Source organism: Chryseobacterium sp. LAM-KRS1, from assembly GCF_013184525.1.
GTDB lineage: Bacteria > Bacteroidota > Bacteroidia > Flavobacteriales > Weeksellaceae > Chryseobacterium > Chryseobacterium proteolyticum.
In genome coordinates this window covers 370,414-386,701 of record NZ_JAAOIZ010000004.1, presented here as the reverse complement: position 1 = coordinate 386,701, position 16,288 = coordinate 370,414, and the positions used below count along the sequence as shown (strand labels likewise).

The following is a 16,288-nucleotide window of genomic DNA, read 5'->3' as shown; positions in this document are numbered from 1 at the left end:
CTTTACACCATGTTTTTTTTAATTTATTTTTTTGAATGAAACGAAATAAACATGGCGAAAAACAATGAATACAGGCTTATTAAAGCAGTATTTTAAAATAATGTTTCACGTGAAACATTTAGTAAAAAGATTAAAATTTAAGCCTTAAAACAGGTATAAAAAATGATTTCAGAAATATATGATGTAATAGTAGTAGGTGCAGGTCATGCAGGTTGCGAAGCTGCAGCCGCAGCTGCAAACCTTGGATCAAAAACCCTGCTCGTTACAATGAACATGCAGACCATTGGTCAAATGAGCTGTAACCCTGCTATGGGAGGAATAGCTAAAGGGCAGATCGTACGTGAGATTGATGCTATGGGAGGATATTCAGGAATTGTAGCTGACAAATCAGCCATACAATTTAAAATGCTGAACCTTTCAAAAGGTCCTGCGATGTGGTCACCCAGAACCCAGAACGATAGAATGCTTTTCGCTGAAGAATGGCGTTTAGCATTAGAAAATACACCCAATCTTGATTTCTTTCAGGATATGGTAAAGCAGCTTATTATCGAAAATAACCAGGTAGTTGGTGTGGTAACTTCTTTAGGAATTTCAATTAAAGCTAAATCTGTAGTCCTCACAAACGGTACTTTCCTTAATGGTTTGATCCACGTTGGCGATAAACAATTGGGAGGTGGAAGAATGGGAGAACCCAGAGCTTTTGGCATTACAGAACAATTGGTATCTTTAGGTTTTGAAGCCGGAAGAATGAAAACCGGTACTCCACCGAGAGTAGATGGAAGAAGCCTTGATTATTCCAAAATGGAAGAGCAAAAAGGAGATGAAAAACCACAAAAGTTCAGTTACTTAGATACTCCGAAGTTAACCAAACAATTAAGTTGTCATATCGTATACACCAACGAAACCGTACATGATATTCTACGCGAAGGTTTTGACAGAAGCCCTATGTTTAATGGTACCATTCAGAGTTTAGGTCCAAGATATTGCCCTAGTATTGAAGATAAAATCAACCGATTTGCTGAACGTACAAGACATCAGTTATTTGTAGAGCCAGAAGGCTGGAGAACAGTAGAAATATACGTAAACGGCTTTAGTTCTTCCTTGCCGGAAGATGTACAAATCAAAGCTATGAAACATATTCCAGGATTCGAAAATGTAAAGGTTTTCCGTCCCGGCTATGCCATTGAATATGATTACTTCCCTCCTACCCAGTTAAAGCATACTTTAGAAACCAAACTAATTGATAATTTATATTTTGCCGGACAAATCAATGGTACTACAGGATATGAAGAAGCGGCCGGCCAAGGTTTAATGGCAGGTATCAATGCCCATAATAAAGTACACGGTAAAGAAGAATTTATTCTTAACAGGGATGAAGCATATATAGGAGTTTTAATTGATGATCTTATTACCAAAGGTACAGAGGAACCTTACAGAATGTTTACCTCACGTGCAGAATACAGACTCCTTTTAAGACAGGATAATGCGGATATCAGATTAACTGAAAAAGCGTATCAACTAGGACTTGCAAAAGAAGAAAGATTAAGAAAAGTTGAGCAAAAAATAGCTAAAAGTGAGGAACTTGAAACATTCTTGCGAGAAACTTCTTTAAAACCCGGAATCATCAATCCTATTCTAGAAAGTGAAGAAAGTAATCCTGTAGATCAAGCCTACAGAGCTTCTCAGTTTCTTACCAGACCTAATATTACATTAGAAAAGCTTGAAAATATTGATATCATTAAAGAAGTAGCCTCTCAATTTGACGATGAAGTAAGGGAACAGGCTGAAATTAATATCAAATACAAAGGATATATTGAAAAGGAAAAAGAAAATGTTGCAAAACTGAACCGTTTGGAAAACATTAAAATTCCTGAAGATTTTGATTATCTAAAACTCTCAAGCTTATCATCTGAGGCTAAACAAAAAATGAATAATGTAAGACCAAAAACAATTGCCCAAGCAGGAAGAATCAGTGGTGTATCCCCTGCTGATATCAACGTTTTACTGGTCTATTTAGGACGATAATTACATTATGTTTCACGTGAAACATAATTAAATTTAAAACAAAAATTAAGGTATTTATGAGCTTTATATAAACTCTAAATATCTTAATTTTTACTATAAAAGAATATTTTAATGAAAATTAAAGATCACTTTCTGACTCAGGAAATATTTGAAATTAAAGAAACAGAAACTAAAGGAGTTTTCAAAACCTCCCCTATTCCATCCAACATTTCAAAATACTACGAAAGCGAGGATTACATTTCACATCATCAGGATTCAGGAAGCCTAAAAGAAAAAGTATATAAATTCCTTCAGTCTTTCAATCTTCAGTATAAGAAAACAATTCTCATAGATCGTATTAAAAAGAATTCAAAAGTTCTGGATTATGGTTGTGGCGCCGGAGAATTTGCAAAATTTATAGAAAATGATTTTCAGACGTTTGGATATGAACCTAATCCAGATGCAAGAAAAGCTGCCCAGAGCAAAGTAACAAAAGCTAAGATAATAGATAACGTTACTTCCTTAGAAGATAATAGTCTTGATGCAATTACATTATGGCATGTTTTTGAACATATTGAAAATCAGTCAGAGATCCTGGAAATCTTTCATAATAAATTAAAAGAAAAAGGACTTCTGATCATTGCCGTACCCAACCCTACTTCGTATGATGCAAAACACTACAAAGAATATTGGGCTGCTTATGACGTTCCAAGACATATCTTTCATTTTTCAAAAAAAGGGATGGAAAATTTAATATCAAAAAATCCAGATTGGAAATTAAGAAAAATCAAACCACTTGTCCTGGATTCATATTACATCTCAATGCTCAGCGAAAAATATAAAAAATCACCACTTTTTTGGCTGAAAGCTATCATCTACGGAACGATTTCTAACGTAAATGCCCTTTTTTCGAACGAATTTTCAAGTTTGATATACATTATCGAAAAAAGATAGAAAATCGATTTTTGATATATTTCTGAAGGTCAATTTTTGCCAAATTTGGCTCCAAAATAAAAAAGTGAAGAAATTAATAATTAAAAATTTAAGATAATTTTACAAATTATCTTGAATAAAAGGTCTGATAAAATATCAGACCTTTTTTATTTATTTACGTTTACTATTCAAAATATAAAATGTAATAAGAATCGACAAAACTTAAATCAATAAATAATTTTTATCTCCCATTCTCATTTAACATTATTTCAAACTCTGCAATAGATCGTTAAATCAAAATGAAAAATACATTTCCAAATTTTTCTCCTACCCTATCGATTTAAAAATACCCTGGGATTATTAAAAATCACCAACTTAATAAATCTATAGACAAATACCATCTCTCACTTTTAAACTTAGTATTTTAATTAATAAAATCAACCATATTAGAAATAATAAAAAACATATTAATAACACCACTAATTCACTAGAGATATTTAAAAAATTACCAAAAACAAACATTTAACACCATTTTTTTCATTTTAAAAAGGAAAAAATATGAATAAAATCAAAATTTCAGGTTAATACTTGAAAAAAAATATAAATATTTTAAATTATATAAAATAAATTATTTAGTTAAATAATTTATTTAAAGAAAAAAAATAAACAAAATAACTTAATTAATAATAAAAACACACCAAATATTAAAATATTTAAAATAAATGATAAAATACAAAAATAAAATAAACAGAAATGAAAAGAATTAAGTAAAAAATATTAATAATTACATTTTGTTTATCAATTCTTATGTTTTACATAAAATAAATCATTGATATGTGAAAATAATTTATACATTCACAGAACCATTTTAAATATTAATCAATGAAAAATTTTAAACTCGTAATGATAGCAATAGGAATGCTATCCATTACAGCATGCGAAAAAAGAGACGAAGATTTAAACACGCAATCTTCAGAAAAACAGCAACTTCACTCATTGGGAGCAAAGCTGATTGATCAAACTACTTACAACAATTTCGCTAAAGTAAACATCAATGAGCTAACCTTAAGACTAAAGGGTAAGACCGAAAAAGCAGCAAAAAATGCACTTGCTTCAAGTTATTTAATTCCCGGTCTTCCCGCAATTGGAGACCAGGGAGCAGAAGGTTCTTGTGTTGCCTGGGCAACAGCTTACACCACAGCTAGTGGTCTGGAATCTAATTTCAAAGGAGTTACTGCTAAAAGAAGTCCTGAATACGTTTATAATCAAATCAAGCTTGGATCTTGTGATGCAGGTGCGTACGTAAGTGATGGATTAAACCTGATTAAAAACCAGGGTGTTTGCAGTTGGGCGGAAATGCCTTATACAGATACAGGATGTTCTACTCAGCCAAATTCCTCACAGAAAAATGCCGCAAGCACTCACAAATTTACCACCTGGGCAACGGTTGATAAAACTGATATCAGTAATGTAAAAACACTTCTAAGCATGAATTTACCCATAGTTATCGCAGTAACAGTAGATTACAGCTTTGATCATTTAAGTTCATCTAACGGATGGATCTGGAAGTCACATTCAGGTAGCAGCAGAGGTGGCCACGCCATTGCGGTAATAGGATATGATGATGCCAAACAGGCATTTAAAGTACAAAACCAATGGGGAACAAATTGGGGGAACAATGGATATTTCTGGATCGATTATTCATTCTTTGCCAAAACAACTAATGGTGCGATTAACGAATGTTACGTAGCATATGTTCAATAAATAATGATTTCAAAAAAAATAACCCTCTCACATTGAGAGGGTTATTTTCTTTATATATAATAACAGTTTTTATTTATTGATCGCAGCAATACCAGGAAGTTCCAGTCCTTCAAGACTTTCAAGCATTGCTCCCCCACCGGTAGATACATAGCTCACTTTATTTCCGTAACCAAATTGCTTAACAAAAGCAACACTGTCACCTCCTCCTACTAAGGAAAAAGCTCCCAGCTTTGTTGCCTCAGCTATGCTGTCTCCAAGTGCAATAGTTCCGGCAGCGAAATTTGACATTTCAAATACTCCGATAGGACCATTCCATAAAATAGTTCTTGAATTCAATAGAACGTCATTAAACTGATCTCTTGATTTTGAACCTGCATCCAATCCCATCCATCCTTCCGGAATAGCATATATATCTACTTCCTTCCTATCAGCATCATTATTAAAACTTTCTGCAATGATCGTATCAGATGGCAGATAAACTTTCACATGATGCTCTTTTGCTTTAGCCAAAATTTCCAGTGCTAAAGGTAACTTGTCTTCTTCAACCAAGGAATTACCTATTTTACCTCCAAGAGCTTTAATAAATGTAAATGCCATTCCACCACCAATAATTAAATTATCAATGGCAGGTAGAATATTTTCTATAATGGTAATTTTAGTTGAAACCTTAGATCCTCCAAGTATCGCAGTTACAGGCCTTTCTCCATTCTTTAAAACTTTATTAATAGCTGTAAGCTCATTAGCCATTAGTAAACCGAAAAATTTAGTTGAATTAAAAAACTTAGCGATTACAGCTGTAGAAGCATGTGCACGGTGTGCAGTACCAAATGCATCATTCACATAGGCATCTCCTAATTTAGAAAGCTGCTCGGCAAAGCCTTCATCTCCTTTCTCTTCTTCATTATGAAATCTAAGATTCTCCAATAATAAAATTTCACCAGCTTTAAGCTCGGAAGCAGCCTGCTCAGCTTTTGGTCCGACAGATTCTTCTACAAATTTTACCTCTCTTCCTAAAACATTGGACACTTCCTCAAGAATATGCTTCAATGAAAACTCGTCTTTCACCTCTCCTTTAGGTCTTCCCAGGTGAGTCATTAAAATCACAGATCCCCCATCATTAAGAATTTTATCAATAGTTGGTTTAACCGCGGCAATTCTTGTATTATCCGTAACTTTAAGCTGATCATCTTGCGGAACATTAAAATCCACCCTTACTAAAGCCTTTTTGTCTTTAAAATTGAAATCATTCACTGTTTTCATAAATATCTTAGAATTTTCGTTTCACAAATGTAAGATTTTAAACTTTTGAAAAAGATCGAATAAAAAAAAGTTTTCAAAAAACTTCCCACAAGCCCAACACTCACTAACCAACAATTTTTTTTTTTTGATAAAAGAAGAATGAGTATTGTTGTTGAGTGTTGTGAGTTTCGGGGATAACTTTACCCTAAAAAGTTGATAACACTAAATTTTTATGTAATTCATATTTAATTCACAATATAATTTCTTGTAAATCTGATTATTTAGAGGGTTACTAACAAAAATCGTTTAGTTGTTAACAATTTTAATTATTAATTACTCATTTATGGAAAAGCTAATGAATTCTTCCAAAAAAGATTTTTGAAATTTTCCGTTGGCTTTCCAAAGATTTTTCTCATTAGTAAATTTTAGTATTGGAAAAATATTTAGTTTATAAAAGTTTTCCACAGTTATTCACAATGCTTTTCACAATTAACCAATGATCAACTAACAATTGATATTTAATACTTAAATTTGTAAGGAAATAAATCTATATAAAGTTTAATATAACTACTATGAAAAGAAAAATTGCGATCGCAGCCGATCATGCAGGCTTTGAATATAAGGAGATTGTTAAAAACTATTTTTCAGAACGATTTGATATTCAGGATTTTGGAACGTTTTCCACAGACAGTGTGGATTATCCTGACTTTGTACACCCTGCAGCAACTTCCGTAGAAAATGGGGAAAACGAATTAGGAATTCTGATCTGTGGAAGTGGAAATGGTGTACAGATCACTGCTAACAAGCATCAGAAGATCCGTTGTGCTCTTTGTTGGATGCCGGAGATTGCAACGTTGGCAAGACAACATAATGATGCCAATATGATTTCAATGCCTGCAAGATTTATCTCAAAAGAACTGGCGATCGAAATTGTAGAAAAATTTCTCTCTACCGGTTTTGAAGGTGGCAGACACCAAACAAGAGTAGATAAGATAGCATTTTGCTAAAAAGATATAAAGGCTTGTAAATCAAATTACAAGCCTTATTTATTTTAAAATACTTATCTTTGCACCGAACAAATAGAAACACATTCTTTATTCTCCCCTAGAACCTTTACAGATAAATTAAATTTATTTATACCAGGTTTTTCACTTCTCTTCTCCATTTTTGTATTAAATTTATACGAACTAAAACTTCCGTTGTTAAAAATTTGGAGGGAAAATAATGCTGTTGATGTTATTTAAACAATAATTAAAAAATGAAAAAAAGAAAATATATAAGTCAAAAAAATGACCATAAATTAATGGAGATCGGTAGATTGATCCTGAGGTTTATGAATGAAAATTCGTCCAAGATCTATAATTATAAGCAGATCGCAGACGGAATAGATTACAAGAATCCGAGACAAAGGGAACTTGTGATCCAGGCTTTGCACAAGCTGCAGGCTTCTGAAAAAATAAAAGAGACTGATAAAGGAAAATACATTATCAATTTAAAAATCGCCGGAACACTTACCGGTGTGATTGATTTTAACCAATCCGGCAACGCCTACGTAAATGTAGAAGGAATGACAGATGATATCTTTATCCATTCAAAAAATGTGAAGGATGCTTTACAGGGGGATAAAGTACTGATTGTTACTTACACTTACAAAGGGAAAAAATTAGAAGGTTCTGTTCTTGAAGTCCTGGAAAGAACACGTACAGAATTTGTGGGGACATTACAGGTGGTAAGCCATAAGGATTTCGGATTTGTAGTTTGTGATAAAAAGACGATCAATACAGATATATTTATACCGAAAGGAAAATTTGGCGGTGCTGAAGATGGTGATAAGGTTGTTGTGAAAATGACTGAATGGAAACCAGGAGATAAAAATCCCGAAGGGGAAATTATTAAGGTTTTAGGTTCTCCGGGAGAACATGAAACTGAGATCCACTCTATTCTTGCAGAATACGGCTTACCTTATGAATTTCCTGAAGAAGTAGAGCAGGATGCAGATAAGATTAACAGAGAGATTACAGATGATGAAGTTGCAAAACGTCGTGATATGCGTGGGATCTGTACTTTTACCATAGACCCTAAAGATGCAAAGGATTTTGATGATGCGTTATCCATCCAGAAACTAAAGAATGGTAACTGGGAAATCGGTGTTCATATTGCGGATGTTTCCCATTATGTAGTTCCCGGAACTATTTTAGATGACGAAGCTTATCAGAGAGCAACCTCTGTTTATCTGGTGGATCGTGTGGTTCCGATGCTTCCTGAAGTTTTAAGTAATGATGTATGTTCACTTCGTCCGAATGAAGATAAATATACATTCTCTGCCGTTTTCGAATTGAATGATAATGCTGAGATTCAGAAACAATGGTTTGGAAGAACAGTTATTCATTCCGACAGAAGATTTACCTATGAAGAAGCTCAGGAACGTATTGAAACACAGCAGGGAGATCTGGCTGAAGAGATTCTTGTCCTGGATAAACTGGCAAAAATCATGCGTGAAGGACGTATTAAAAACGGCGCAATTACTTTTGACAGAAGTGAAGTACGATTTAATCTTAATGAAAATAATGAACCCATCGGCGTTTATTTTAAGATAAGTAAGGATTCAAATCACCTGATTGAAGAATTCATGCTTTTGGCCAATAAAAAAGTTTCTGAATTTGTTTCTTTAACGAATAAAGGAGGAATGACCAATAATACCTTTATATATAGGGTTCACGATGATCCGGATCCGGCAAAACTGGAAGCATTAAGAGATTTTGTTTCCACATTCGGATACCAGATGAATCTTGCCAATACGAAGAAAGTAGCTGAATCCCTGAATAAGCTATTGTACGATGTAAAAGGGAAAGGAGAAGAAAATATGATCGAAACGCTAGCTATGCGAAGTATGAGCAAGGCAGTCTACTCTACTGAACCTATTGGACATTACGGTTTAGGATTTGAGTACTATTCTCACTTTACCTCTCCGATCCGTCGTTATCCCGATTTACTTGCACATCGTTTACTCCAGCATTATCTGGATGGTGGAAAATCTCCGGACAGAGCTGAATTGGAAGAAAAAGCAAAACACTGCAGTGCAATGGAAAGACTGGCAGCAGATGCTGAAAGAGATTCTATTAAGTTTATGCAGGTAAAATTCATGGAGAAACATCTTGGAGAAAACTTCAAGGGAGTGATTTCCGGAGTTGCGGAATTCGGATTCTGGGTAGAAATTCCTGAAAATGGAGCTGAAGGACTTATTAAACTAAGGGATCTTGTAGATGATTCCTATGTGTATGATAAGACAACCCATGCTGTTTATGGTTCACGAACAGGTAAAAAATATCAGTTGGGAGATGAAGTTCACATCAAAGTAGTGAAAGCTAATCTGATTCAGAAACAACTGGATTTCAAGATTGTTGATTAATTAAATCATAAAGTCTAAATTTGTACAAAATGAGATGGATTTTTTTCCGTTTTAAAGCCATATTAAATGTTTGAACTTGTACTTTCTGCTGTCATATTAGGATTCATGTTAAGCCTGGTTTTCATAGGACCTATTTTTTTCCTTTTAATTGAAACCAGCTTCTCAAGAGGTCCCAGACATGCTTTAGCGCTTGATCTTGGTGTAATTACGGCAGATTTGCTTTGCATTGTGGCCGCCTATTATGCGAGTGCGGATCTTGTGAACCTGATTGATAAGCACCCTGGATTTTACAGGATTACATCCATTCTTATTTTTGTATATGGGGTTGTTATGCTGGTTACCAAAACCAAGATGCATATGCCCGGTGAAGAAAGAATCATTGGTCAAAATTATTTTAAGACTTTTATTAATGGTTTTTTCTTCAATCTTTTAAATGTAGGTGTTATTCTTTTCTGGTTGGTTACTGTTATTTCGGTAAGAAACCAGTACCCTGACATCAGTAATTTTATTCTTTATATAGGGATTGTAATAGGCACCTATTTATGCATTGATCTTGCTAAAATTTTCCTTGCCAAACAATTCCATGACAGGCTTACTCAAAAGCTGGCCAATAAGATCAGAAGAATTGTAGGTGGAATTCTTATTATTTTCAGTTTTTTCATCTTTTTACAGAGCTTTAAAAAATTTAATCAGTTTGATAAACGTCTGGAAGAAGCAGAGAAAAAAGAAGTCAAATATCAAAAATCAAAATGAAAAAAAATATCTTTCCAAAGTCCCTTAAAAAAGGAGATAAGATAGCTATTATTTCTCCTGCAGGAGCAGTTGATGAATCCCAGCTCGAAAAAGGAATTTCCATGATTAAAGCGAAAGGTTTTGAACCTGTTTTAGGAAAACATTTGTATACCAGATATTTTAACGGATACAATTATGCCGGAACAGAAAAGGAAAGATTGAAAGATATAAACTGGGCCTTCAATGACTCCGAAATTTCTGCGATCTGGGCCTCCAGGGGCGGATACGGGTGTCAGCATCTTATCCAGCACATAAAACTTACACAGTTTTTAAAAGATCCAAAATGGTATATCGGATATTCAGACAATACAGTAATCCAAAGTTATTTACTGAAAAAAGGATTTGTATCTATTCATGGCCAGACAATTAAAACTTCCAGTTTCGGAGTTACAGAAGAAAGCTATGATTTAGTTTTTGATATTCTGAAAGGAAAAGCTCCAAAATATGGTTTACAGACCAATCAATTGAATAGAGAAGGCAATATTGAAGGCGAATTGATTGGGGGAAATTTAGCTCTGATCTATGCACTTTTAGCAACTCCCTACTCTTTTGATTTTAAAGGTAAAATATTATTTATTGAAGATATCGGAGAAAATTACTATGCCCTGGATCGAATGATCATGAGTTTGGAATTAGCCGGAGTTTTTAAAAAAATCAAAGGACTTATTGTTGGTGGAATGACCAATATGGGTGATGAAAAAGAGAATAAAAATTATGAGGAAAGTTTCGATGAATTTGCCTATAAACTAATCTCTGAAAGAATTTCAAAATATAAATTTCCCGTTATTTTTGGTTTTCCAAACGGACATATCAAAGACAACAGACCATTGATTATCGGTGGAAATGTGAAAATGAAAGTTGGAAGTAAAGTTAAGATAGAATTTTAATCAGGCATTAATTTTCACTTTTTTAATCTTTTAAATGTAAAAAAGACAGATGGCATCTCACAATGATTTTGGAAAAATAGCAGAAGATTTTGCCGTAGAACATTTGCAGAGAAACGGATATAAAATTCTTGCCAGAAACTATCGGTTTCAAAGAGCCGAGATTGATATTATTTCGGAAATAAAAAATCTGATTGTAATTATTGAAGTAAAAGCACGTTCTACAAATGCTTTTATACTGCCTCAGGAAGCTGTTACGAAAACAAAGATCAGATCTATTGTTAATGCTGCTGATCATTATCTCGAAGAGTTTAATCATGTGAAGGAAGTACGCTTCGATATTATTTCAGTTTTGCCGGATGAAAAAGGAAAATTGGTTCTTGAGCATATTGAAGACGCGTTCCAGGCATTTGACGCCAACTAAAATTTAATTCAAAATGTACCGTGATTCACTGATCGGGTTACGATGAAATTGCTACAATAAGATATGAAAACAATATTAATAACCGGAGCAACTTCCGGGATTGGAAAGTCAACAGCAGAGCTTTTTGCAAAACAAGGAAACAGGGTTATTATCTGTGGAAGAAGAAATGAAGTACTGGAGTCTGTACAAAGCGAATTATCAGCTTTTACAGAAGTACTCAGCTTAAAATTTGACGTTAGGAACCTGGAAGAAGTACAAAATGCAATCAATTCTCTTCCTGAGGAATGGAAAAATATTGATGTTTTGGTTAATAATGCCGGAAATGCGCATGGTTTAGATCCTCTTTCGGCTGGAAAAACGGACGACTGGGATTCTATGATCGATGGAAATGTAAAAGGACTTTTATATGTTTCTAAAACGATTATTCCAGGAATGAAAGAAAGAAATTCCGGACATATCGTTAATATCAGCTCAGTAGCTGCCAGACAGACCTACGTCAATGGTGTTGTATACTGTGCGACCAAAAAGGCAGTTGATGTCGTTTCCGAAGGAATGCGTTTGGAGCTCACTGAATTCGGAATAAGAGTAACTAATATTCAGCCGGGAGCTGTAGAAACAGATTTCTCTTTGATACGATTCAAAGGGGATCATGAAAGAGCTTCTACCGTATATGCTGGTTATGAGCCTTTAAAGGCTGAAGATATAGCAGATGCTATTGCCTATTGTGTAAATGCTCCAAAACATGTGAATGTGTCAGATATGACAATCTATCCGAGTGCACAAAGTGAACCGAGAACAATCTACAGAAAATAGATTTAAAAGGATTAAATTTGCAGATATTATTTAAGTGTATTTAAACCTGCCGATAAGCTTACAAAAATGAAAATATTATATCTAGAAACCTCTTCTAAAAACTGCTCAGTTGCCATTTCAGATAATGATAAACTCCTGTGTGTATGTGAAGAAGTTTCTGAAAACTATAAACAATCCGAAAGCTTGCATACCTTTGTAGAGTGGGCATTGGAAGGGGCAGGAATTTCCATTAAAGAGATTGAAGCCATATCCTTGGGAAAAGGCCCCGGCTCTTATACTGGATTAAGGATTGGTGCAGCTTCTGCAAAAGGATTTTGTTATGGTTTAAAAATTCCTCTGATTGCGGTGAATTCTCTCGAAAGCATGAAAGAGCCCTTTTTAGGACAAAACTATGATGTAATCATACCCTTAGTTGACGCAAGGAGAATGGAGGTTTATACGGCAGCTTATGACGGCATTACAGGAGAAGAGATTTCTTCTACGGAAGCTAAAATTCTTGATGAACAATCTTTTAGTGAATGGTCGGATAAAAAAATACTTTTTGTAGGAGATGGCGCTAAAAAAGCAAAAGAAATACTGCAGTTACCCAACGCAGAATATAATGAAGAGGTATACCCTTCCGCACAACACCTGATAAAGAAGACGCTTGAAAAAACAGAAAGTAAAGACTACGAAGATATTGCTTACTTTGAACCTTTTTATGTAAAAGATTTTCATGGAGTAAAGAAAAAGAAAAGCGAAGATTAAATCTTCGCTTTTTTATTTATTTTGGCCTTGGAGGCTGTGAATTCGGATTCTGCATTTGAAGATCCTGCTTATTCTGATCAGGATTCCCAAACCTTTTTGATTTTTTCTTTACAGGTGGCTGGCCATTAAAGTCCTGTATTTTTTGAGCATCGTTATTATCCGGGCTGGTAGGAACATTATTCTGTGAAGCAGGCTGTACTGGTACATTATTCTGGTTCTGAGGTATCGTATTTCCTTTGTTGTCCGTTGCCTGGAACGCAAGATCACTCTTCAGATAGTTAAGCATTTCCTTAGCTTTAATACCTTCCGGTGTTTTGGCATAATTTAATGCAATCTGTTCCAATTGTAGAATCATTACTTCTTTACCACTGGACTTTCCGGTATTGAAAGCATTCAGTAAATACAATTTTGGGACTAATGCATCTTTTGGATACTTCTCAATAGTCTGGTCAATGACATTCTTACTATCACTGAATTTTTCTGCTTCATATAATGCGTATGCTCTTTTGTACTCATTTTCAACATCTTCAGAGGACTTTACAAATGAATTATTTTTAGGATTTCTTGCAAATTCTGCATAAGAAGTATAAGGATAATCTGTCAACAGGATCTGTTTTGCCTTCTCTGATGCCTGTGGGTTTTTCTCATAATTCATTGCAAAAATTTCATACAACGCCTGCAATAGTACTTTTTCTTCCGGCTTTACATCAACCAGATCATACAGTGTTTTAGTAGCTAAAGGTGTGTTGGTAAAATAGTTCTGGTACATGATCCCTAATCCTAAAGAAGCCGTATCTCTATCCTTTTTCAGTTGTCCTAGTTTACCCGCATCCGTTGGAATCTGTTCAATATAGAAAGCAGGTTCAAAACGTCTCGGATCAGGAGCTGATGTTACTCCCAGCGCTTCATTCTTCATATCATCAATAGAAGACATTTTTTTAGAATAACGCCAGTTATCACTTAATGCCCTGTCGCCCCAAACCTGTTTAAATGAGGAAGTACCCTTGCTTACAGTTCCCGTATTGCTAAAATAAAATCCTTTAGGAGCTGTTCCGAAATCTTCAAAAGAAGTTGAACTATTGGCGAAAATAGAGTTGGAATTATAATCTCCAGTGTCAAAACCTTTACTTCTTTCAGCACGTCTTCTTTCCAATTCTTCTTTTTCTTCCTTGGCTTTTAATTTGGCAATATGCTTGGCAAAAAATTCAGTTTTTTGAGCATCGGTCATTTTTGCTAATGAAAGAATACTGTCATTTTTTTTGATCAGGTAATAGTTTCTTGAGATCTTTTTAATATTCTCGGACTGATCTTTTAAAAGGACTTTAGATGGTTCATAGGTCATAACAGCAAGCGCAGAGTCATAATATGCTCCGGCACCGATGTAATCATTTTTATCCAGGTAGTTTTTTCCTATCTCGTAATAAGCAAGACCGCGAACCTGCGGATCAGAAACCTTTTCCGTCAAAGATTTTCTGAAAAACTGTTGCCCCTCTTCTTTTTTACCCGCCTTGTTGGCCATAAGTCCTAAAGCATAATAAAATTCATTCTTTCTGGACATGTAAGTTCCCTTGTTACTGATTTTCTCCAGATAATTCTTAGCACCATTATAATCCCCTTTTCCATTGAAGGTTTTTGCGATTTCAATCTGCGATTTAACTTCAAATTCAAAATCATTCGCATATTTATAAGCAGCTAAAAAACTTTCTCTGGCCTTTTCATTCTGGCCCAGTCCTTCCAGGATTTGTCCTCTTAAATATGAAATTCGGCTTTTTAATTTACTGTTATTGTTAAGTTCAAATGCTCTGTCAAGTTCTTTTACTGCCTCTTCTTTTTTACCTGCATCCAAAAGAGTTTCTGAATTATAAATACTCAATAATTTATCATCATTTTTACTGATCCCCTCTCCTTTCAGCTTAGTGAAAATCTCCTGAGCTTTATGATAATCTTTCATCTGGGCATAAGCCTGTCCCTGATAAACCTTAGCTAATGGTAATCTTTTGTCTTCTTTCATATGAGTGAAAACATAATTTAAGGCATCAAGGGCTTCTAAAGGTTTGTCCTGATAGATCCGGGATTGAACAAGGATCATATAGGCATCAAAAATCTGTTTATTCTTTTCTTCCCCATTTCTCACTACCGAATACTTATTGATAGCTTTTAAAGCCTTTGATTCTGCAATTTGAAGCGCCGTAGCTCCTTTTACCTCAGGCTGATTGGAATCATTTCCCGTTACACCTGCAACAGCGGAATTAACTTTGTCTTTTACCATACCGGGAATATCCTGGAGACCAGGCTTACCCGGAGGCCCGCTTGCTCCCCTTCCGGAAGAATTAGAAGGCTTATTTACTTCGGCCATTTTCATAGAATTTTCTGCAAAGGCCGTTGATTGTCCAAGATCACTTCCCAAGGGCTGATTTTCATAGGTAAGTATAGGAATATAAGGAGCATAAAAGTTATCTTTATGCCCCTTATCTCTGGTCGTAAATTCACTGTTCAATGCATCTTTTGCATTAAATAAAGTGTTATAATATGTGGAAAAACCTTTTAAGAACTTTGATCGTTGCTCCGGTTTTTTTACCTTGGTGGCACAGGATACAACAAAACATGCTGCTAAAAGGAATAAAATATTCTTTTTCATTATTTCAATATAACTAGCTAATCTACTTTTTATTATCAAAAGTTTGATGATTTTGTAAAAATAATAAAATTTTATATTGGAAAAATTTATATTTCTTTCAATATTTTGTAAACCAGATGGGTTGGAAGCCCCATTATTGTATAAAAACTACCGGATAATTTTTTGATCTTTGCCATTCCCAGCCATTCCTGAATACCATAACTTCCTGCTTTATCAAAAGGTTTGTAATGGGTAATATAATAATCAATTTCCTCATTGGAAATTTCATCGAGTTCCACATCTGCAACATCCGTTTCTGTAAAAACCTGATCAACCGTCTGTATGGTAATTCCTGTATATACCTGATGCGTTTTTCCGGAAAGCAATCGCAGCATATGCTGAGCATCGGCTTCATCTTTCGGTTTTCCAAGAATTTGATTATTTAACGCAACAACGGTATCTGCAGTGAGTAAAACTTCACCCGCCTCAAGTGGACGGAATGAGTTTGCCTTTAATTGAGAAAGATAGGCAGCCGCATTTTCAATAGCCATATCATCAGGAATGATTTCTTCACAATCTATTGTTACTACTTCAAAATCAAATCCAAGGCTGGAAAGCAATTCCTTTCTTCTGGGTGATTGTGATGCTAAAAGTAATTTCAT

At 34.5% G+C, this 16,288-nt stretch carries 13 protein-coding genes; 10 read left to right on the top strand and 3 right to left on the bottom strand.

Translation table 11 applies throughout. From position 1 onward, the window contains the following. Positions 1–162: 162 nt before the first annotated feature. The 3 genes from mnmG (at position 163) to G9C87_RS12785 (ending at position 4,701) form a co-directional block, all read left to right on the top strand. Positions 163–2,025: a tRNA uridine-5-carboxymethylaminomethyl(34) synthesis enzyme MnmG gene (gene mnmG / locus G9C87_RS12795; protein ID WP_172281700.1), complete on the top strand. Its 1,863-nt coding sequence runs from the start codon at positions 163–165 to the stop codon at positions 2,023–2,025. Between the two features lie 111 nt (positions 2,026–2,136). Continuing rightward, positions 2,137–2,958 carry a class I SAM-dependent methyltransferase gene (locus G9C87_RS12790; protein WP_172281698.1) on the top strand — a complete coding sequence of 274 codons (822 nt, stop codon included), beginning with the start codon at positions 2,137–2,139 and terminating at the stop codon, positions 2,956–2,958. An 861-nt stretch (positions 2,959–3,819) separates the two neighbouring features. Further along, positions 3,820–4,701: a C1 family peptidase gene (locus G9C87_RS12785; protein WP_172281696.1), complete on the top strand. Its 882-nt coding sequence runs from the start codon at positions 3,820–3,822 to the stop codon at positions 4,699–4,701. Positions 4,702–4,770: 69 nt separating this feature from the next. Here the strand turns inward: G9C87_RS12785 and G9C87_RS12780 are convergent, their stop codons facing one another. After that, on the bottom strand, positions 4,771–5,961 hold the full coding sequence (locus G9C87_RS12780; protein ID WP_172281694.1) for a phosphoglycerate kinase: 1,191 nt from the start codon (positions 5,959–5,961) through the stop codon (positions 4,771–4,773). Positions 5,962–6,512: 551 nt separating this feature from the next. Here G9C87_RS12780 and rpiB point away from each other — a divergent pair. The 7 genes from rpiB to tsaB all read left to right on the top strand — a co-directional run bounded on the left by rpiB (position 6,513) and on the right by tsaB (position 13,009). After that, the gene (gene rpiB, locus G9C87_RS12775) at positions 6,513–6,947 is read left to right on the top strand and encodes a ribose 5-phosphate isomerase B (RefSeq protein WP_172281692.1); all 435 of its coding nucleotides are present in this window, start codon (positions 6,513–6,515) and stop codon (positions 6,945–6,947) included. 251 nt (positions 6,948–7,198) lie between these two features. Next, positions 7,199–9,349, top strand: a complete 2,151-nt coding sequence (gene rnr / locus G9C87_RS12770; RefSeq protein ID WP_172281690.1) for a ribonuclease R — start codon at positions 7,199–7,201, stop codon at positions 9,347–9,349. A 66-nt stretch (positions 9,350–9,415) separates the two neighbouring features. Beyond that, positions 9,416–10,102, top strand: coding sequence for a LysE family translocator (locus G9C87_RS12765; RefSeq protein WP_172281688.1), 687 nt, complete (start codon positions 9,416–9,418; stop codon positions 10,100–10,102). Further along, positions 10,099–11,028 (top strand): LD-carboxypeptidase, encoded by a 930-nt coding sequence (locus G9C87_RS12760; RefSeq protein WP_172281686.1) that lies wholly within the window; start codon positions 10,099–10,101, stop codon positions 11,026–11,028. The genes G9C87_RS12765 and G9C87_RS12760 overlap by 4 nt, the downstream gene beginning before the upstream one ends. 49 nt (positions 11,029–11,077) lie before the next feature. After that, entirely contained in the window at positions 11,078–11,449 is a 372-nt protein-coding gene (locus G9C87_RS12755; RefSeq protein WP_172281684.1) for a YraN family protein, read from the top strand. A 63-nt stretch (positions 11,450–11,512) separates the two neighbouring features. Beyond that, the gene (locus tag G9C87_RS12750; protein ID WP_172281682.1) at positions 11,513–12,262 is read left to right on the top strand and encodes an SDR family NAD(P)-dependent oxidoreductase; all 750 of its coding nucleotides are present in this window, start codon (positions 11,513–11,515) and stop codon (positions 12,260–12,262) included. Between the two features lie 66 nt (positions 12,263–12,328). Continuing rightward, positions 12,329–13,009 (top strand): tRNA (adenosine(37)-N6)-threonylcarbamoyltransferase complex dimerization subunit type 1 TsaB, encoded by a 681-nt coding sequence (gene tsaB / locus G9C87_RS12745; RefSeq protein WP_172281680.1) that lies wholly within the window; start codon positions 12,329–12,331, stop codon positions 13,007–13,009. Positions 13,010–13,025: 16 nt separating this feature from the next. Here tsaB and G9C87_RS12740 read toward each other — a convergent pair whose 3' ends face one another. Next, positions 13,026–15,647 (bottom strand): tetratricopeptide repeat protein, encoded by a 2,622-nt coding sequence (locus tag G9C87_RS12740; RefSeq protein WP_172281678.1) that lies wholly within the window; start codon positions 15,645–15,647, stop codon positions 13,026–13,028. A gap of 86 nt (positions 15,648–15,733) precedes the next feature. Further along, positions 15,734–16,288: a Maf family protein gene (locus tag G9C87_RS12735; protein ID WP_172281676.1), complete on the bottom strand. Its 555-nt coding sequence runs from the start codon at positions 16,286–16,288 to the stop codon at positions 15,734–15,736.